Annotated in this window: 12 protein-coding genes and 1 pseudogene; 6 read left to right on the top strand and 7 right to left on the bottom strand. The window is 69.1% G+C overall.

Translation table 11 applies throughout. From position 1 onward, the window contains the following. Window positions 1-172 precede the first annotated feature (172 nt). Both B0I29_RS00945 and B0I29_RS00940 read left to right on the top strand, forming a co-directional pair. Complete coding sequence (locus tag B0I29_RS00945; protein ID WP_111646871.1) at window positions 173-1,537, top strand: hemolysin family protein; 1,365 nt, start codon at window positions 173-175, stop codon at window positions 1,535-1,537. Beyond that, on the top strand, window positions 1,534-2,607 hold the full coding sequence (locus B0I29_RS00940) for a hemolysin family protein (RefSeq protein ID WP_111646870.1): 1,074 nt from the start codon (window positions 1,534-1,536) through the stop codon (window positions 2,605-2,607). The genes B0I29_RS00945 and B0I29_RS00940 overlap by 4 nt, the downstream gene beginning before the upstream one ends. A gap of 3 nt (window positions 2,608-2,610) precedes the next feature. Here the strand turns inward: B0I29_RS00940 and B0I29_RS00935 are convergent, their stop codons facing one another. Beyond that, on the bottom strand, window positions 2,611-3,831 hold the full coding sequence (locus tag B0I29_RS00935) for a glycosyltransferase family 39 protein (RefSeq protein ID WP_245972104.1): 1,221 nt from the start codon (window positions 3,829-3,831) through the stop codon (window positions 2,611-2,613). Window positions 3,832-3,900: 69 nt separating this feature from the next. On the opposite strand from B0I29_RS00935, the pseudogene B0I29_RS47765 reads away from it, so the two are divergent. Together B0I29_RS47765 and B0I29_RS00925 are read left to right on the top strand one after the other, a co-directional pair. Further along, a pseudogene (locus tag B0I29_RS47765) lies at window positions 3,901-5,394 on the top strand (S8 family serine peptidase); the annotation flags it as partial. A 1,972-nt stretch (window positions 5,395-7,366) separates the two neighbouring features. Then, window positions 7,367-8,614, top strand: coding sequence for an exo-beta-N-acetylmuramidase NamZ family protein (locus tag B0I29_RS00925; RefSeq protein WP_111646868.1), 1,248 nt, complete (start codon window positions 7,367-7,369; stop codon window positions 8,612-8,614). 97 nt (window positions 8,615-8,711) lie between these two features. Here B0I29_RS00925 and thyX read toward each other — a convergent pair whose 3' ends face one another. Next, window positions 8,712-9,428: an FAD-dependent thymidylate synthase gene (gene thyX, locus B0I29_RS00920; RefSeq protein ID WP_111646867.1), complete on the bottom strand. Its 717-nt coding sequence runs from the start codon at window positions 9,426-9,428 to the stop codon at window positions 8,712-8,714. A gap of 144 nt (window positions 9,429-9,572) precedes the next feature. On the opposite strand from thyX, the gene B0I29_RS00915 reads away from it, so the two are divergent. After that, window positions 9,573-10,223 carry a GOLPH3/VPS74 family protein gene (locus B0I29_RS00915; RefSeq protein ID WP_111646866.1) on the top strand — a complete coding sequence of 217 codons (651 nt, stop codon included), beginning with the start codon at window positions 9,573-9,575 and terminating at the stop codon, window positions 10,221-10,223. A 16-nt stretch (window positions 10,224-10,239) separates the two neighbouring features. Here the strand turns inward: B0I29_RS00915 and B0I29_RS00910 are convergent, their stop codons facing one another. From B0I29_RS00910 to gabT, 3 genes are all read right to left on the bottom strand, one after another. Beyond that, window positions 10,240-11,694: a cellulase family glycosylhydrolase gene (locus B0I29_RS00910; protein WP_111646865.1), complete on the bottom strand. Its 1,455-nt coding sequence runs from the start codon at window positions 11,692-11,694 to the stop codon at window positions 10,240-10,242. Window positions 11,695-11,813: 119 nt separating this feature from the next. Beyond that, window positions 11,814-13,190, bottom strand: a complete 1,377-nt coding sequence (locus B0I29_RS00905) for an NAD-dependent succinate-semialdehyde dehydrogenase (RefSeq protein ID WP_111646864.1) — start codon at window positions 13,188-13,190, stop codon at window positions 11,814-11,816. Continuing rightward, window positions 13,187-14,500: a 4-aminobutyrate--2-oxoglutarate transaminase gene (gabT, locus tag B0I29_RS00900; RefSeq protein WP_111646863.1), complete on the bottom strand. Its 1,314-nt coding sequence runs from the start codon at window positions 14,498-14,500 to the stop codon at window positions 13,187-13,189. Before gabT ends, B0I29_RS00905 begins: the two co-directional genes overlap by 4 nt. A gap of 77 nt (window positions 14,501-14,577) precedes the next feature. Here gabT and B0I29_RS00895 point away from each other — a divergent pair, with 77 nt between their 5' ends. Further along, entirely contained in the window at window positions 14,578-15,450 is an 873-nt protein-coding gene (locus B0I29_RS00895) for a LysR family transcriptional regulator (protein WP_111646862.1), read from the top strand. Here B0I29_RS00895 and B0I29_RS00890 read toward each other — a convergent pair. Further along, window positions 15,443-17,713, bottom strand: a complete 2,271-nt coding sequence (locus B0I29_RS00890; RefSeq protein WP_245972101.1) for a beta-glucosidase — start codon at window positions 17,711-17,713, stop codon at window positions 15,443-15,445. The genes B0I29_RS00895 and B0I29_RS00890 overlap by 8 nt on opposite strands. Before the next feature lie 442 nt (window positions 17,714-18,155). Then, window positions 18,156-19,154 carry a LacI family DNA-binding transcriptional regulator gene (locus tag B0I29_RS00885; protein WP_111646860.1) on the bottom strand — a complete coding sequence of 333 codons (999 nt, stop codon included), beginning with the start codon at window positions 19,152-19,154 and terminating at the stop codon, window positions 18,156-18,158. Window positions 19,155-19,336 lie beyond the last annotated feature (182 nt).

The raw sequence follows: 19,336 nt of genomic DNA, 5'->3' as shown, positions 1-19,336 counted from the left end.
ATCCTCCTGATTCAGCGTCTTCGCCGCGTCGAGTATCCACCACCCCACCCGGTCTCCGGTGGGGTAGACCCGCCCAGGAAGCCCTCAGGAACCGTTCAGCCGTACCTGATAAGTTCCGATTTGTGAGTCATGAATCAGCCGACGGCTGGAGTACTAGGCCGGGGATGACCCGGTGCTGATCTTTATTGGTGTTCTTACGATCGTGCTGCTCACCGCGGCAACCGGCTACTTCGTGGCGCAGGAGTTCGCCTACGTGGCCGTGGACCGGGAGCGGCTCAAGGCGATGGCCGACGAGGGGGACGCCGCCGCCGAGCGGGCCCTGAAGGTCACTTCTCGCCTCTCCTTCGTTCTCTCCGGTGCCCAGGTCGGCATCACCGTCACCGCGCTGCTCGCCGGTTACGTGGCCGAGCCCTTTCTCGGACAGGGCACCGCCGACCTGCTCGGCGCCACCGGCATACCGGAATCGGTCAGCACCTCGATCTCGATGGTGTTCGCGCTGACCTTCGCGACCGTCGTACAGATGGTGCTCGGTGAGCTGGCGCCGAAAAACCTGGCGATCGCCAAACCGGAGGCCCTGGCCCGGTCGCTGTCCCGGTCCACCCTGATCTATCTGACCGCTGTCGGCCCGCTGATCCGCGTCTTCGACGCCACCGCGAACCGGCTGCTTCGAGCGATCGGCATCGAGCCCATCGAGGAGCTACCGCAGGGCGCCACCTCGGAGGACCTGGACCGCATCATCGCCGCGGCGGAGCAGCACGGCGGTCTCGACGCGCGGGCCGCCCAGCTGCTCGACCACGGCCTGGACTTCCGGACCCTGACCGCGGCCGAGGCGATGCGCCCCCGGGTGGACGTCACCACCATCCACGCCGACGAGCCCGCATCCCGCGTCGTCGAGCTGCTGGACACCGGCCATTCCCGGTTCCCGGTGATCGGTGACGACGTCGACGACGTGATCGGTGTCGTCTCCATCGCGGACGTGGTCACCCTCGAGCCTTCCGCTCGCGCCACCACGCCGGTACGCGACCTCGCCACCGAAGCCGTGGCCCTGCCCGAGTCGGCCCGCCTCCCGGAGGTCCTGGATCGTCTCAAGGCCGCGCACCGGCAGCTGGCGATCGTGGTCGACGAGTACGGCGGCTTCGCCGGGATCATCACCCTGGAAGACGTCGCCGAGGAACTGGTCGGCGAGATCCACGACGAGGACGACCTGCCGGAACCGGTCATCGAGCAGGACCCCGACGGCTCCTGGACGATCCCGGGCCGGGCCCGGGTCGACGAGATCGCCCAGGCCACCGGCGTGCGCCTGCCCGACCACGACCAGTACGACACGGTCTCCGGCCTGATCCTCTCCCGCCTCGGCCACCTGCCGTCGGCGCTGGAGCAGCTCGACGTCGAGCTGCCGCCGCTGGTCGACGAGGACGGTGTGCCGCAGCCGCAGGGCGTCGCCACGCTGACCGTGCTCGCGGTCCGCCGGCACGTGCCCGACCGGATCGCGCTCAGCGTGATCCGTGCGCACCAGGACCGCGAGGTGAACGCATGAGCACCACCTGGGCCCTGGCGATCTCATTCCTGCTGCTCGCCTTCAACGGCTTCTTCGTGGCCGCCGAGTTCGCGCTGGTCGCGGCGAAACGGCACCGGCTCGAACAGGCCGCCGGCGAGGGGTCCCGCGGCGCGCGGGTCGCGCTGGCCGGCACCCGCAAGCTGTCGATGATGCTGGCCGGCGCGCAGCTCGGCATCACCCTGTGCACGCTGGGCCTCGGTGCGCTCGCCAAGCCGACCGTCGCCCACCTGCTCGAACCGGTGTTCACCGCGGTGGGCCTGCCGGAGGGCGCGGCGTACGCGATCGCGTTCATCCTGGCCGTGGCCCTGGTCGGCTTCCTGCACGTGGTCATCGGCGAGATGGCCCCGAAATCGTGGGCGATCAGCCACCCGGAGAGCTCGGCGCAGCTGCTGGCGATCCCGTTCGTCGGGTTCACCACGGTCCTGCGCCCGGTCCTCTCCGCGCTCAACGGCCTGGCCAACGCCTGCCTGCGCCTGGTCAAGGTGACCCCGCAGGACGAGCTGGCCCAGGTGCACAACCCGGAACAGCTGCGGATGCTGCTCCAGACGTCGAAGGACCACGGCACCATCGCCGACGCCGAGCACGAGCTGCTCACCGCGATGCTCGCGGTGCAGTCGACCGAGCTGAGCCAGGTGATGGTCCCGACCAGCCGGATCGTGTCGGTCGACGGCGACGCCGACGCCCGCGCGGTCGAGCTGCGCAGCATCGAGACCGGCCGGTCCCGCCTCGCGGTGACCGAGAAATCCGGGTCGATCGTCGGCGTGGTGCACGTCCGGGACGCGGCGCGGGCGACCAGCTCCGGTGACCCGGCGACGGCGTCGACGCTGATGTCGCCTCCGTTGCCGCTGCCGGCGGACACCAGCGTGGTCAACGCGATCGCGGCGATGCGTCAGGGCCGCAGTCAGCTCGCGCTGGTCTCGGACAGCACCGGGGTGGTCGGCCTGGTCACTCTGGAAGACCTGCTGGAGCAGGTGATCGGCCAGTTCGACGACGAGACCGACCCGGTCATCGCCGCAGCGAGCCGGGCCGGGAGGATCGCGGTCAAATAGCTCTCAGATCGCTTGGCCGCTGATGAACGGGAGCCATCCGGCGTACCAGCCGGAGAGGATCCCGAGCGTCACCAGCAGGATCGCGGCATTGCGGTTCGACATCCTGGACATCGCCAGAGCCGGCACCAGCAGCACCGTGAAAGCGGGCAGCAGGTGCCGGCTCATCATCGAGATGTGCGCGTGCGAGCCGACCGAGAGCACGAACGTGGCGACCGCGAAGACCGAGAGCACCCAGGGCGCCTTGTTCGCGATCAGCATGACCATCAGCAGGATGAACCCGAACAGCACCAGCACGTTCAGCACCCGGATCGGCTTGGTGGCGTCCTCGCTGTTGCCGAGCATCACGTCCCAGACCAGCTTGGTGGTCGACTCGCCGTAATCCCACCAGGCGCCGAACGTGTTGCTGTGCACCTCGAAGTACTTGCTGATGCCGCCGACCTTGCTCCCGGCGTACCCCACGTACGCGAGCAGGCCGGCCGGGGCGAGCAGCATCGCCGCGTACGGCCGCCAGCCGTCCTTGCGCTGGATCGCGGCGATCAGGGCGGCCAGACCGACCACGCCGATCAATGCGGCCGCCGTCGGCCGGCTCAGGCCGCTCAGCCCGGCGAGCAGGCCGGCGAGCAGCCAGCGATGTTTGAGCACGGCGTACAGCGCCCAGGCGGAGAGCGCGGTGAACAGTGACTCGCTGAACCCGCCGTTCTGAGTCAGCGCGGCGGGCGCGACCGCCCACGCGGCGACCAGCATGATCCCGACCCGGTGGTCGTGGACGTGCCGGCCGATCAGATAGAGCCCCCACGCGGCGGCGACGGCCGAGATCGCCGAGACGATCAGGCAGGCCACCATCGGTGAGACGAACGGCAGAGCGGCGAACGGCCGGGCCAGCCAGGGGTACAGCGGGAAGAACATCAGGCGGTTCAGGTACGGCACGCCGTTCTCGTCCACCGCGCCGACCGGGCCTTCGACGCCCTGGCCGGCGATCAGCATGTACCACCGGGCGTCCCAGGAGAACAGCGCGTCCATCGACGAGGTGTAACCGCGCCACTGGTTGGTCGAGCCGTCCGGGTACACCTGCTTGGTCGGGTCCTGGGCGTACGCGTACCGGGCCAGGATCGCCATGAACTCCAGGCTGAGCAGGCGCAGGAAGATGTAGACGCCGATGGCCGGGATCGCGTCCCGGACCGCGGTCCGGGTGCGCGAGGGCGCTTCGGCCTCTGCCTCGGTCACGTTGGTAATGGTCATGAGCCCTTCAAAGCCGTTCCTGCTCCCGCCGGGAGACTAGACGATTTCGCCCGTATGGGAGGGCCCGGCGCGGAAGACGTCGACGACCATGTATTGCACCCATCTGCGATTGTCGATCGCGAACCGGGACCGTCCCGGCACGGGAGGCATCGCATGCATCGAAGACTGCCCGCATTGATGACCAGTTCTCTCCTGGCTTTGGGGCTGTTATCGGCCCCAGCGGCAGCAGCCGAAAAACCGTTACATCTGGAAAAATCAGGGCAGAAGGCCGTCGCCCTGATCACCGGTGACCGCGTCACCGTGACCGGCAAGAACGCCTCGATCCACCCCGGCCCGGGCCGCGAGAAGATCACCTTCGCGAGCTACACCGACGCCGGGCACCGTTACGTCATCCCGTCCGACGCGCAGGGCCTGCTGAAGGCCGGCCGCCTGGACAAACGGCTCTTCGACGTCACCGGGCTGGCGAAGCTTGCAACCGGCGACGAACTGCCCCTGCTCGTCACGTACCCCGACGCCGGCGCGTCGCGAGCCCGCTCCGCGCTGACCGCGGGGGACGCGCGGGTCACTCGCGACCTGTCGGCCCTGGACACCCTCGCGGTCCGGGCGGACCTCGAAGGACGCGCCAGCATCTGGTCGTCGATCACCGCCGGTCCGGAGACCGCCCGCACCCTGCGTGCCGGCGTGTCGAAGGTCTGGCTGGACGGCCGTCGTCAGGTCAGCCTGGACCGCAGCGTGGCGCAGATCGGCGCGCCGGCCGCGTACCAGGCCGGGTTCGACGGCACCGGCGTGACCGTGGCGGTGCTGGACACCGGCATCGACGCGACCCACCCGGACCTGTCCGGCCAGATCGCCGCGTCGGAGAACTTCACCACCGAGCCGAGCACCGACGACATCGTCGGCCACGGCACCCACGTCGCCTCGACGATCGCCGGCACCGGCGCCGCGTCCGGTGGCAAGTACAAGGGTGTCGCGCCGGGCGCGAAGCTGGCCATCGGCAAGGTCTGCGAGACGTTCGGGTGTGAGGAGTCGGCGATCCTGGCCGGCATGATCTGGGCGGCCGACCGGGCGCCCGTGGTCAACCTCAGCCTCGGCGGCGGCGACACCCCGGAGGTCGATCCTCTGGAGCAGGCCGTTCAGGACCTGACCGCGTCGAAGAACACGCTCTTCGTGATCGCTGCCGGTAACGCGTACGACCGGGGGACCATCGGTTCGCCGTCGTCCGCGGACGCCGCCCTGTCGGTCGGCGCCGTCGACCGTGAGGACCAGGTCGCCGACTTCTCCAGCAAGGGCCCGCGTGTCGGTGACGGCGCGCTCAAGCCGGACATCACCGCGCCGGGCGTGGACATCGTCGCGGCGAAGGCCGTCAACGGCGAGATCGGCGACCCGGCCGAGGACGGTTACGTCGCCCTCTCCGGCACGTCGATGGCGACACCGCACGTCGCCGGCGCCGCCGCGCTGCTGGTCCAGCAGCACCCGGACTGGTCGTCGTCGCTGCGCAAGAACACGCTCATCGCCTCGGCGAAACCGACCGCTGACACCAACGCGTTCGACCAGGGTGCCGGGCGCGTCGACGTGGCCCGCCAGATCACCCAGACGGTCACCGTCGACGAGGCCAGCCTCAGCTTCGGCATCCAGGCGTGGCCGCACGACGACGACCAGCCGATCACGCGTACCGCTACCTACCGTAACGTCGGCACCGCGCCGGTCACCCTCGCGCTGACCGTCTCGGGTGCGCCGTTCACGGTGGCCGCGAGTAGCCTGACGGTTCCGGCCGGTGGCACCGCGTCGACCACGGTCACCGCCACCACCAGCGCAACCCTTCCGGAGGGCGAGCTGGGCGGTTACCTCACTGCTACTTCCACTTCAGGGGTACGCGTGAGCACGGCCCTCGGTGTCGTCAACGAGGTGGAGAGTTACGACCTCACGGTGAACGTCACCGGTCGTGACGGCCAGCCGAACGAGGACTCCCTCACGGTGCTGGTCGGCCTGGACAAGTTCGCCTCGATCGACGTCTTCGGCTCGGGCAAGGTCCGTGTCCCGAAGGGCCGTTACGGCACCTTCTCCTGGGTCCCCCAGGGCGAGGAGTCGACCTCGATGCTGACCGAGACCGAGCTGATCGTCGACAAGGCCAAGACCCTCACTGTCGACGCCCGCAAGGCGAAGGCTCTCAAGGTGACCCCGCCGCAGAAGAACGCCGGCACGGTTCTGGCGGCTCTGAACGCCGAATGGGCCACCGATGACGGCGGCGGTTACGGTGCCAGCCTGCTGGGCGACAAGTTCAGCTCGCTCTTCGCCGCTCCGCTGTCGAAGGTGTCCAAGCCGTTCTTCGTCGCCTCGGTCAACGCGTCGTTCGCGGCGCTCGACGCCGAGCAGACCTTCCGCAACAGCCCGTACACCACCGACCTCGCGTACTTCAACGAAGGACGGATGTTCGACGGGCTGACCAAGGCGCCCAAGCTCCGCGACCTGGCGACCATCAAGGCGTCGTACGGCGTCGAGGCCACCGGTGTCGACGGCGTGAAGGGCAACGCGGCGCACTTCACCGAGAACGGCAGCACGTGGACCAGTTTCATCCCGTTCAGCCTGCCGTTCCAGCGCACCGAGTACGTGAACCCGGACGTCAGCTGGTCGGGCGAGTTCCACCAGCAGCTGCCGGTGAACGAGGAGGGCTGGGCCGACTGGCTCGACGAGGCGATCAGCGGCAACCAGAAGTTCAAGGCCGGTCGCACGTACCACCAGCAGTGGAACCGGGCCGTGGTCGGCCCGAACGTCACCCAGCCGCCGTACGAGCCGTACTGGGTGACGCGTACCAGTGACGTGATCATCGCCAACGTGCCGCTGCACGGTGACGGTGCCGGGCACCCCGGTTTCGCGTACACGTCGGAGTTCACGTCGAAGCTCTACCGGGGTACGACCCTGATCGGCGAGGGCACCGAGTTCGAGGTGCCGCCGGGCCGGGCCACGTACCGCCTGGAGCAGTCGGCCAAGCGCGGCGCGCCGCACACCCTCTCCACCGAGGTGAGCGGCGTGTGGACCTTCAAGTCCGGGCACGTGGCCGGCGAGGAGTACGTGGACTTCGAGCGGCTCCCGCTGCACACGGTCCGCTTCGCGCCCGCCGTCAACGCGAAGAACGCGGCCCCGGCCGGCAAGAAGTTCGCGTTCCCGGTCATCGTCGAGCACCAGCCGGGCGTCAAGGTCGGCAAGGTCAAGTCGGTGAAGCTCGAGGTCTCCTACAACGACGGCAAGACCTGGCAGAAGGCCGGGTTGCGCGGGTCCGGCGACAAGCGCCTCGCGACCGTCCAGCACCCCAAGGGCAAGGGCTTCGTCTCGCTGCGGGTCTCCGCATCGGACACGGCCGGCAACACGGTCACCCAGACCGTGATCCGCGCCTACGGCCTGAGCTGACGCACTGAGCACCTGAGCCCCGTTCGGTGTAAGCACGTGCCGAACGGGGCTCGGGTGCCTTGGCGATCCGGTATCGAGGGCGTTGACCCGTACCCTCGAAAAAGCCGGAGGCACCATGCGACGCCGGACCCTCATCTCCGCAGCCGGCGTAGCCGGCGCTTTCTCCGCCGTTTCTTTCGCGCGGCCCGCGGTGGCTCAGCGCTCCGCGGTACGGACCGGTTTGGATCGCCTCGCGGCGGAGGACTGGGCGCGCTTGCGGGGCGGGACCGTCGGGGTGGTGTCCAACCTGACCGCTGTCGATCGCGAGTACCGGCACCTGGTCGACCGGATGCACGCCGCCGGAGTGAAGATCGGCGGCATTTTCGGTCCTGAGCACGGGTTTCGCGGCTCCACCCGGGTCGGCGGCGACTCCGGGACCGATGCCCGGACCGGGCTGAAGGTGTACGACGCCTACCGCGTCACGCACGACCAGTGGGCCGCGCTGTTCACCGAGGCCGGCGTCCGGACCGTGGTCTTCGACATCCAGGATGTCGGCGCCCGGTTCTACACCTACATCTGGACGCTGTACGACTCGATGGTCGCGGCGGCCCGGCTGGGCCTGCGCTACGTCGTGCTGGACCGTCCGAATCCGATCGGCGGCCGCGCGTTCGGGCCGATGCTGAAACCCGCTTTCACGTCCGGCGTGGGACTGAAAGAGATCGTCCAGCAGCACGGCATGACGGTCGGCGAGCTGGCCCGGTTCTACAACGGCGAGTTCCTGACCAAGCCGGCCCGCCTCGAAGTGGTGGCGTGCGAAGGCTGGCACGGCGGCCTGTTCGCCGCCGACACGGACGTACCCTGGGTGATGCCGAGCCCGAACATGCCGACCCCGGACACGGCCGCCGTCTATCCCGGAACGTGCCTGTTCGAAGGGGTGTCGTCGATCTCCGAGGGCCGTGGCACGACCCGGCCGTTCGAGATCTCCGGCAGCCCGTCGCTGGATTACCGCTGGCGGGACACGGTGGCGTCGCACAACCTGCCTGGCGTGGCGTTACGCGAGGCCTACTTCGTGCCGGTGACGAGCAAGTTCACCGAGCAGCTCTGCGGCGGCATCGAGCTGAAGGTGACAAAGCCGTCCGCTTTCGATCCCATCCGAACCGCCGTGGCGATGCTGGTGGAGGCCCGCAAGCTGCCCGGTTTCGCCTGGCGCGACGACAACCCGGGCCGGCCACCCTTCGCCGACCTGCTCTTCGGCTCGGACGGCCCCCGCAAGATGATCGACGCAGGCGCCTCGGTGCCGGACATCGTGGCCTCCTGGCAGGACGACTTGACCGCTTTCAACCAGCGCAGAAAGCCCTACCTGCTTTATCCGCGAGGACACTGAGCTGTTTTCGTCCCACACCCACTGCGGATGTGGGTACACCCACAGTGGGTGTGGAGCGCAAACCGACAATGCCCGCAGGCCGCGGAGCACGAGGTCGTCAGGGGGCGACGCGGCCGTGTTTCTCGAAGGCGGCGTGGGTGAGCGGCATCAGCGCCGCCCACTCGGCCTCCATGCGTTCGGCGACCATTTCGATCTCGCGCTGGGGGAAGGACGGGACCTTCGCGTTCTCCTTCTTCGTCCGCAGCGACAGGAAGTGCATGAGCGAGCGGGCGTTGCAGGTCGCGTACATCGAGGAGAAGAGGCCGACCGGCAGGACCGCGCGGGCCACCTCGCGGGCGATGCCGGCGGCCAGCATCTCCTGGTAGGCGTCGTAGGAATGCCGGTAAGCGGACTCCATCGCCTTCACCGTGCCGGCGTGCTGCTCGGGAGTGCCGGAGCTGAACTCGTACTTGCCGGGGCGGCCGTGCTGGACCAGCTTGCGGTCGGGGGCCGGGGTGTAGAAGACCGGTTCCAGCTCGCGGTACCGGCCGCTCTCCTCGTTGTAGGACCAGCCGGCCCGGTGCCGGTGGAACTCTCGGAAGACGAAGATCGGGGCCTGGACCAGGAAGGTCATCGAGTTGTGCTCGAACGGCGTGCCGTGCCGGTCGCGCATCAGGTAGTTGATCAGGCCGGTCGACTTCTCCGGGTCCTTGTCCAGCTCGTCGAGCGAGGCCTCGCCGGATGTCGACACCCGGGCGGCGAACAGCACGTCGGCGTCGCCGGCCGCGCTTCGTACCAGAGTGACCGTCACGTCGGACCGGAAAACTGCCGTCATGGTCAACGATGCTCGCACGGCCGCGGGCGGGCTGCTCCCGGACCCGCCGTCCCGCTGGAGTGAAGACAGGGTTCCACTCCGATGAAACCTTCGCGCAACCCTGCATGGATAACGTCGAGCCGTCTATCGAGGGGCTGATCGACCATGGACGTGCCACAGCTTCCGCCCGCCGACGACCTCTACCTGGCGGCGCACGACGGCATCGGTGGCCGCATGCTGGTCTCCGGGCACGTGCTCGGGATCGGTCTCGGCGCCGCGCTGCTCGGCGAGCTGATGTTCTGGCGCCGCATCCAGCTCACCAGCGAGAGCACTCTGCAGGTGATCGACGCGCAGCCCACCACCGACGCGGCGACAGCGGCTGTCCTGCGGCGGCTCGTGGAGTCACCCGGGCCGCACGGCCTGCGGCAGTGGATCATGCATCTGTCCACCGGCCTCGCCACCGGTCTGGTCGAGCACCGGCTGACGGCCGCGGAAGTGCTGCGCCGGGAGACCAAACGGCGGCTGCTCAGCACGAACACGTCGCTGGTCTTCGCGGATCCGCTCAGCCCCGGGCAACCGGCCATCCGGATCCGTACCCGACTCTCCTACAACGAGTCGCTGGAGATACCCGACCTGATGCTGGCCGGGCTGTTCCTCGCGATCGGCCTGGACCAGCTCGTCTTCGACACGCTGAACCCGCGCGACCGGGCCCGGCTGTCCGACCAGTTCCGCCGTAACCTGCCGCAGCCCCTGCACCACCTGGTGTCCTGGACCCGCACGGTCACGGCGGAAAGCGCCGCGGTCGGTATCAGCTGAAAGCCCCGCCAGAACGTCAGCTGACCGCCACGTCGTCGAACCAGACCGTTCCGGTGTTGTCGCCGGACTTCAGGTGCAGCTGGACCGCCGCCGCGTTCGCCGGCGCCACCGTGTCGACCACCAGCTTCGTCCAGCTGGTGTTGCCGTTCGGCAGCCGGTTCGAGGTGGTCTGGCTCAGCCATTTGCCCTCGGCGTTGAACCAGCTCAGCGCGATCTCGGTGGTTCCGGTCGCGTTCACACCCCGGGCGTACGCCTCGGCCCGCCACTTGTAACCGGGCTGCACCGGCGTGATCGGCGAGGTGACCAGCGACGGCAGGCCGGCCGCCGTACGCGTGGTGTCGGAGAACCGCGCCGAGTACTTCCCGTTGCGCGGCATGTCGGTGGTGATCTCGGCGGCGCCGGCCTGCGGCAGGTTGTCGCGCCACGGCGAGCTGGCGACCGTCGACTCGAAGCTCAGGTTCAGGAAGCTGTTCGGGGTCGTCCCGGTCGTCCACGCGGTACGCACCACCTCGGCGGCGAGCTTCGCGGTGCCGTCGGCCCGGTAGAGGCCGAACTTGTACTGGGCCGGGATCGTCGACACGTTGGAGTGGCTGGGGATCGCGGTGTCCGAGAAGTCGTTGAGCGTCCACGGGGCGACCGAGCCGACCCCGGCCTCCTTGGCGGCGCGGAAAACCCGGGCGAAGTACGCGGCCTGCTCACCCTCGGCGCCGCCGACGCTGCTGACACCGGTCTCGCCGATCACCACGGGTGCGGGGGAGACGGCGGCCTGCGCCTTGCGGATCTCGGCGAGGGACCGCTCCGAGTTCCCGTAGAAGTGGAAGTCGTAGTAGTCGAGCGGCGTCGAGGTCAGCGACGACTTGATCTTCGCCATGCCGGCGGCGCCGGTGCTGCCGTCGACCGAGAGGGTCAGCGGCATGCCGGGCGCGGCGGCCCGGATCGCCGGGATGACCTTGCGGACCCAGGTGACGGCGGCCGCGTCCGAGGGCTGGAACTCGTTCTTCAGCTCGACGGCGATGACCTGGGGGTCGTTCGCGTACGGCGCGAGGATCGTCTTGGCCCAGCTGATGCTGTTCGTGACGTCGCCGTAACCGGCCCACCAGTCGAACAGGGTCAGCTTCACGGTGAGGTCGTGCGACGCGGCGATGCTGAGGAACTTGCGCAGCCGCTCGGTGTAGGTGGACGACGGCTTCGGGTACCCGAACGTCTCCGGGAAGACGATGACGCGGACGTTGTCGGCGCCGAGCGCGGCGGCCTTGGCCAGGTCCTTGTCGATCCGGGTCGCGTCGAAGTTCGTCCACATCGCCGACCAGCCCGCGTCCGACGGGTAGTAGTTGATGCTCTTCGCGGCCTGCACCGAGGCCATCCGTCCGGCGATGGTGGGCGCGGCGGCCTGCGCGGGCGACGCGGTGAACACGCTGCCGAGCATAAGCGTCGAAGCCAGGATGGTGGCGCTGAGCCGTGCGCGGGTCATCGGGGGATCGAGGCCTTCCGTCGAGTCCAAATCATTCGGTCGGACTCTTAATCGGCGACCCGCGCGCGGCTAGCAGACTTCAGTTGATGTCTTTGCGGTTGCAGTCAGGTTGTCCCGGTTCAGGACAGCGTGGGCCAGTCCACGCTCAGGTACCGCGTCTCCTGGAACTCGCGCAGGCCGTCGCGGGCGCCCTCGCGGCCCAGCCCGCTCTGCTTCATCCCGCCGAACGGCGCCGACGGATCGGAGACCAGACCGCGGTTGATGCCGATCATGCCCGCCTCGATCGACTCGCCGAGACGGATCGCGCGGGCCAGATCACCGGCGAAGACGTAGGCGGCCAGGCCGTACTCGGTCGCGTTGACCTGCTCGATCAGCGCGTCCTCGTCGGTCCAGGTGGTGATCGGCGCGACCGGCCCGAAGATCTCCTCCGGCAGGTTCGGCGCGTCCACCAGGACGGTCGGCGGATAGAAGTGCCCGGCAGCCTCCGGGACGGGGGCGCGGTGCGTGATCCGGGCGCCGGCTTCGATCAGCTTCTCGACGGTACGCGTAACCCGGCGCACCGCGTTCTCGCTGATCAGAGGGCCGATGGCGGAGCCGTCGGCGGCCGCGCCGACCGTCAGCTTCTCCACTGCCGCACCGAACCGGGCGAGGAACTCGTCGGCGACGGCGGCGTGCACGAAGAACCGGTTCGCCGCGGTGCAGGCCTGCCCGCCGTTGCGGAACTTGGCGATCATCGCGCCGGCCACGGCGGCGTCCAGGTCGGCGTCCTCGGTGACGATGAACGGCGCGTTCCCGCCGAGCTCCATCGAGGAGTTGACCACCCGGTCGGCGGCCTGGCGCAGCAGTACCCGGCCGATCCCGGTGCTGCCGGTGAAGGAGATCTTGCGAACCCGCTGGTCGGCGAGCCACGCGCCGACCACGCCGGGCGCGTCGGTCGTGGTGACCACGGTGACCACGCCGTCCGGCAGGCCGGCCTCGGTGAGCAGCCGGCTGATGGCGAGCGCGGTCAGCGGCGTCTCGGCGGCCGGCTTCACCACGGCGGTGCAGCCGGCGGCGAGCGCCGGGCCGATCTTGCGGGTGATCATCGCGGCCGGGAAGTTCCACGGGGTGACCAGCGCGGCCACACCGACCGGGCCGTGGCTCACCAGGGTGCGCGAGCCACCGGCGGGCGCTTCGCCGTAGTCGCCACCGGGGCGTACCGCTTCCTCGGCGAACCAGCGGAAGAACTCGGCCGCGTAGTTGACCTCGCCGGTCGCGTCCACCAGGGACTTGCCGTTCTCCCGGCTGATCAGCTGGGCGAGCTCGTCGCGGTCGCGCAGCATCAGCTCGAACGTGCGGTGCAGGATCTCGGAACGGCGCCGGGGCGCGGTCCGCGACCAGTTCCGGAACGCGCCGGCGGCGGCGTCGACGGCCTGCCGCGCCTCGTCGAGCCCCTGGTCGGGTACGTCGGCGATGGTCTCCAGGGTGGCCGGGTCGATGACCGGGAACGTGCTCATCGGTGCGCCTCCAGGGCCTCGGCCAGAACGTCGAACGCGTCGTTCAGCAGCTCGTCGCTGATCGTGAGCGGGGGCAGGAACCGCAGCACGTTGCCGTAGGTGCCACAGGTCAGCACGATCACGCCGTGCTGGTGTGCGAAACGGGCGACGTCACGAGCCAGGCGAGGATCCGGCTCGTTGCCGCCGGGGCGTACCAGCTCGACAGCGATCATGGCGCCGCGTCCGCGTACATCTCCCAATCGGACGTCTTGGGCCGCCAAGCGTGACAGGCGCTCCTTGATCAGGGTTTCGATCTTCGCCGCGCGGGCGACCAGGCCTTCTTCCTCGATCGTCTCGATCGCGGCGAGAGCCGCGGCGCAGGCGAGCGGGTTGCCGCCGTAGGTGCCGCCCAGGCCACCCTCGTGCGCGGCGTTCATGATCTCGGCGCGGCCGGTCACCGCGGAGAGCGGAAGGCCACCGGCGATGCCCTTCGCGGTCACGATCAGATCGGGTACGACGTTCTCGCGCTCACTGGCGAAAAGGTCACCGGTACGCGCGAACCCGGTCTGCACCTCGTCGGCGACGAAGACGACACCGCTGGCCCGGCACCACGCCGCGAGCGCCGGCAGGAAGCCCGGAGCCGGCTCGATGAAGCCGCCCTCACCCTGAATCGGCTCGATGACCAGGGCGGCCAGGTTGTCCGCGCCGATCTGCTTCTCGATCTGGTCGATGGCCCGCGCCGCGGCGGCCGCACCGTCGAGGTTCCCGTCCCGGTACGGGTACGAGCCCGGCGCCCGGTAGACCTCCGGCGCGAACGGCCCGAACGTGTGCTTGTACGGCTTGTTCTTCGCCGTCATCGCCAGCGTCAGGTTGGTCCGCCCGTGATACGCGTGATCAAAAACGACCACCGCGTCCCGCCGGGTGTACGCCCGAGCGATCTTCACGGCGTTCTCGACGGCCTCGGCACCCGAGTTGAACAGCGCGGTCCGCTTCTCGTGGTCACCGGGGGTGAGCGCGTTCAGCTTCTCCGCGACGGCGACATATCCGTCGTACGGCGTGACCATGAAACAGGTGTGCGTGAACGCCGCGACCTGCTCGGTGACCGCCGCGACGACCCGCGGCGCGCTGGCGCCGACGCTGGTCACGGCGATGCCGGAGCCCAGGTCGATCAGCTGGTTGCCGTCGACGTCGACGAGGATGCCGTCGCCGGCCCGCGCCGCGAAGACCGGCATCGTGGTGCCGACGCCGTCGGCGACCGCCGAGGTCTTGCGTTCCATCAGGGCGCGGGAGCGCGGTCCCGGCAGTTCGGTGACGAGAAGGCGTTTGTTCACCAGTGAAGTCTCGGTGGTGTGACCTATGCTCGTCCAACACCCGTTGAGCTGCATCGAGATGCCTAGGAGGCATAGGTTTGGAGCTGCGGCACCTGCGCTACTTCGTGGCCATCGCTGAGGCCGGCACGGTCAGCGGCGCGGCCGGCCGGCTGCATGTCACCCAGCCATCGCTCTCCCGGCAGCTGCGCCAGCTTGAGCGCGAACTCGGCGTCGACCTGTTCGACCTGGTCGGACGGCGGTTGTCGCTGTCGGCGGCCGGGCGCACGCTGCTGCCGCTGGCCCGGGACGTGCTCGGGCGTACCGATGCGCTGCGGGTGGCAGCGGCCTTTCACGCGCAGGGCCGGCTCGCGCGGCTCACCATCGGCGCGCCGGCGGTGACGCTGACCGACGTGGTGGCGCCGTTCATCGCCGGGCTGGCGGCCGACGATCCGAACATCGACGTGCTCGGCGCGGACGGTCTCTCACCGGCCGAGACGCTGCGGCTCGGCGCGGACCTGGCCATCGGGATGGCGCATGCGACTGATCCGTTCCGGTCTTTGGCATTGGCGGTGTTGCCGGTGTGGGCCTATGTCCCGCCGTCACACCGCTGGGCCGGCCGGGGTTCGGTGGCGCTGGCCGATCTCCTGGTGGAGCCGCTTATCGTGCTGCCACCGAGCACCACCGCTCGACAGGTGCTGCAGCTTGTCATGTCGGATTTTTCCAACTTTATTGAGGCGGCCAACGGGACGGTGGCGCAGGCCCTCGCGGCGGCCGGCCGGGGGATCGCCATCGCCTCGGACGACCCCCGGTTCGGTCTCGTTCCGCTCGCCGTCGATCTCGGCGACCGCCGGCTCAGCATCCGCCTCGTGGCGGTCTGGGACTCCCGGCACGCGGCGGCCGGCACCATCGAGCAGTTCGCCGGCCGCCTCGGCCTCTTCGTGCGCCGCCGCTACGACGCCCCGGCTAGTTGATCCTTATCGTCTCGGTCTCCGGCAGCGACCGGGACGACGAGCCCACCGACACCGTGTACCTACCGGCGGCCGTGCGCCACTCGTCGCGCCGCGAGTCCCAGTAGGACAGCGGGTGGTCCGCCGACTTCTCCCTGATCGTCACGGTGATCGTCTTCGAGGCGCCCGGGGCCAGCTTCGTCTGACTGAAACCGACCAGGCGCTTACCCGGCTCGCCGGTGGACGACGGCAGGGTCAGATAGACCTGGCTCGTCTCGGTGCCACTGCGGTCGCCGGTGTTGCGTACCCGGAAGGTGACCGTTACGTCCTTCCCGGACCGGGTGACGTTCAGCCGGTCATAGCGGTAATCGGTGTAGGAGAGCCCGTACCCGAACGGGAACAACGGCTCGATGCCCTGCTCGTCGTACCACTTGTAACCGACTTCCAGGCCCTCGCTGAATTCGACCTGCCGGATCGTCTGACCTGCGGCTTTGATGCCCGGGTACTGCTCCGGCGTGTGCGTCGGGGTGTCCGCGAGCGACTTCGGGAAGCTCATCGGCAGCTTGCCGGTGAAGTTGACGTCACCCCACAGCAGTCGCGCGATGGCCGGACCCTGCTGCTCACCCGGGTACCAGGCCTCGACCACGCCGCGTACCTGGTCCAGCCACGGCATGGTGACCGCGCTCCCGGTCTCCAGCACCACCACGGTGTTCTTGTTGGCCTTCGCGACAGCACTGATCAGCGCATCACCGTTGTCCGAAAGTGACAGGCTCGCCGGGTCCGCGAACTCGCCCATGCCGTACCAGCCGAAGACCAGCGCGACGTCCGCGGTGGCCGCGGTCGCTGCCGCGGCGGCGACATCGTCGCCATTGTTGAAGACCACAGAGCTTCCGGTACGCGCGGCGCGCGCCGTGATCGACTCCAGCGGCGCCACCGGGGTGCACGTCATCGCCGGACTGTCCCGGAACCGCATGCTGCAGGCATCCTCGGCGCTGATCCCGGACGAGTCCGGCGTGTTCGACGCGGTTGCGCCGATGACCGCGATCGTGGTTTTCTTCCCGGTCTTGAGCGGCAGGATGTCCTTCTGGTTCTTCAGCAGAACCGACCCCTGCTCGGCGATCGCCCGCGCGGTCGCCTGGTGCGCGGCCGTCGACACGTCGTCCGCCGCCGTTGCCGGCAGCGCGGTGTCGAAAAGACCCGCCTTGATGTACGCCCGGACCACCCGGAACGCGGCCGCGTCGATCTGCCCGCTGGTGATCGTGGTGTCCGACTTGATCTTGTCCGGCGTGTAGTAGATCGGCCGGTTCAGCTCCTGGTCCAGTCCAGCCTTGATCGACGGCCCGGTGGAGTGCACGGCGTAAAAATCGGACATGACGTAACCGTCGTACCCGAGGTCGTCCTTGAGAACGTCGTTCAGGATCGGGTTCTCGCAGGCGTACACGCTGTTGATCTGGTTGTAGGAGCACATCACGCCGGCCGGGTCGCTCTTCGCCAGCGCGATCTCGAACGGCAGGTTGTAGACCTGCCGGAACGTGCGCTCGTCCCAGTTCGACGAGCTCGTCGACCGGTCGGTCTCCTGCTCGTTGCCGACGTAATGCTTGAGCACCGCGCCGCTCTTGCCGTTCGCCTGGATGCCCCGGATCCCGGCGGCGGCCAGCTCGCCGCTGAGCAGGGAATCCTCACCGAGGTACTCCGGCGTGCGGCCGGACAGCGGGGTCCGCCCACTCGCGATCCCGGGGCCGAGGACGACATTGCGCTTCTTTCCGTACGCCTCTTCGGCGAGCGCCCGCCCCTTCTGCTCGGACAGGTTCACGCTCCAGGTGGCGGCTTGGCTGATCGGCGCCGGGAACGCTGTCACACCGGCGGTTCCGCGTACGCCGTCGGGGCCGTCGGTGTAGGTGACCGTCGGGGTGCAGGGTAGCTGCGCGGGGTAGGTGACCCCACTGAACTCGGTCTGCATGGGGTTGTTGGCGGCGTGCTCGACAAGCCAGCGGAGTTTTTGGTCCAGGGTGCTGGCGTTGAGCAGAAGCCGAGCCCGCTGATCAGCCGTTCTCCGGGTGTCCATCCAAGGGCAGGCGGCGGGATATGCGGCGGGGTATGCGGCGCCCTTGCCTGTCGTGGCGTTGGCGGCGCTGGTCGACTGAGCGGCTGCGGTGGTGGCCGGCTGAGCGGCTGCGGTGGTGGCTGATTGGCTGGCGGTTGCGGCTGCTGGGATTGCGACGGCGAGGGGGAGCGCGGTCAGCAGGGCGGCCGCGACAGACGCGGCCGAGCGAGTAGATATGTGCACGTTTGCCCTCCAAATAGCAGGATTAAACGTTTCAATTGAAGCGTCAAAATTGACGTGCGCACGTTTCGAGCAGATGAACGGGGTACCGGTGGCGACATAGTTACACGCCGAACCGCGCCGCCGGAAGGCTCAGTTCTCGCCCCGCTACCGACAACCCCCGTCAATCCCGCCCGCGACCCAACATCGGGGAACCATCCGGAGTCCACCATCGCCGCAGCTCAGAGCCTCGCCGACGGCGAGCGGCGTTCGTCCACCAGAGATCTTGGTCCCGGGTCCACATTCTGATGTGGTCATCGGTCCAAGATCTGATGAACGGCCATCGCCGCGGATCTTGAGCGACTTTCAACCTCCTGAGGTCCACAACCGCTCAAGGTCCACCGGGGGCCTCCGTCGTGGGTGGGGCACGTTTTCGTTGACCCGGCGAACGTTCGTCGTCGACGTGCTAGCCGGCGCTTGACGTGCGGACTACCAGGTCGGGCTGGAAGACGACCTGGCGGTGGCCGTGGCGGGACGGGTCGTTGATCTCTTCGAAGAGGAGTTCGGCCGCCACTCGGCCCAGCTGTTCCCGGGGTTGACGCACCGACGTCAGCGGCACGGCGGCCGCCGCGGCGAACTCGATGTCGTCGTAGCCGACGATGGCCAGGTCCTCCGGGACTCGCAGGCCTTCGCGGGCCACCGTCTGCAACACGCCCAGTGCGAGCAGGTCGTTTGCGCAGAACACGGCGGTCGGGCGTTCCCGGGCGGGTCGGCGTACCAAAGTGGTCGCTGCCTCTCGGCCGGCCGCGACGGTGAGTGACGGGGTCTCGATGGTCTCCAGCAGGATGTCGGAATGGTCGACCGCGGAGCGGGCGCCATCCAGGCGTTCGGCGACGCCCGGCACGGAGAGCGGGCCGCCCACGAACGCGATGCGGCGATGGCCGATTTCGGTCAGATGGGTGGCGGCCAGGCGGCCGCCGGCGCGGTGGTCGACAGCGACCGAGCAGACGGTGCGCGATGCCTGGCCGCGGTCCAGCAGGACGACCGGGGTGCCGCGTTTGATCAGGGCTTCCACCGCCTGGCCGCCAGGGTTGACCGGGGTGGCGAGGATTCCCTGGACGCGCTGGGTCTCCAGGTGGCCGAGGTATCGCAGCTCGCGCTCGGGGGACTCGGCGCTGTTGTAGAGCATCACGACCACGTCGTGTTTGTCGGCTACCTCTTCGGCGCCTCGGGCCAGGTCGGCGAAGAACGGGTTGGTCACGTCCGGGACGACCAGGCCGACGGTACGGCTACGGCCGGAGACCAGGGCCCGGGCCGACTCGTTGGGCAGGTATCCGAGCTCGGCGATGGCGGTTTCGACGCGGGCCCGGGTCTTGGGCGTCACGGCCTGCGGGCGGTTGAGCACGTTGCTGACGGTGCCGACCGAAACCCCGGCGAGCGCCGCGACATCCTCGATCCTGGCCATGCCGGAGAGGGTACGCGAGCGCCCACGGTGTGCCTCCGTCCACCTGAAGCGCCAGCCCACCGTGTGCCCTCGTCACCCCGGGGCGGCCGCTCACCGTGTGCCCCCGGACACCCTGGTTATTGAATCGTTACATCACTCATCGCCGCAGGTAAAGTGCATGTTTCCAGCTGATCACAGAGAAA

Origin of the sequence: Actinoplanes lutulentus, assembly GCF_003259845.1 — a bacterium.
Lineage (GTDB): Bacteria > Actinomycetota > Actinomycetes > Mycobacteriales > Micromonosporaceae > Actinoplanes > Actinoplanes lutulentus.
Note: the sequence above shows the minus strand (reverse complement) of the source record. Positions and strands in the feature narration are given on the sequence as shown.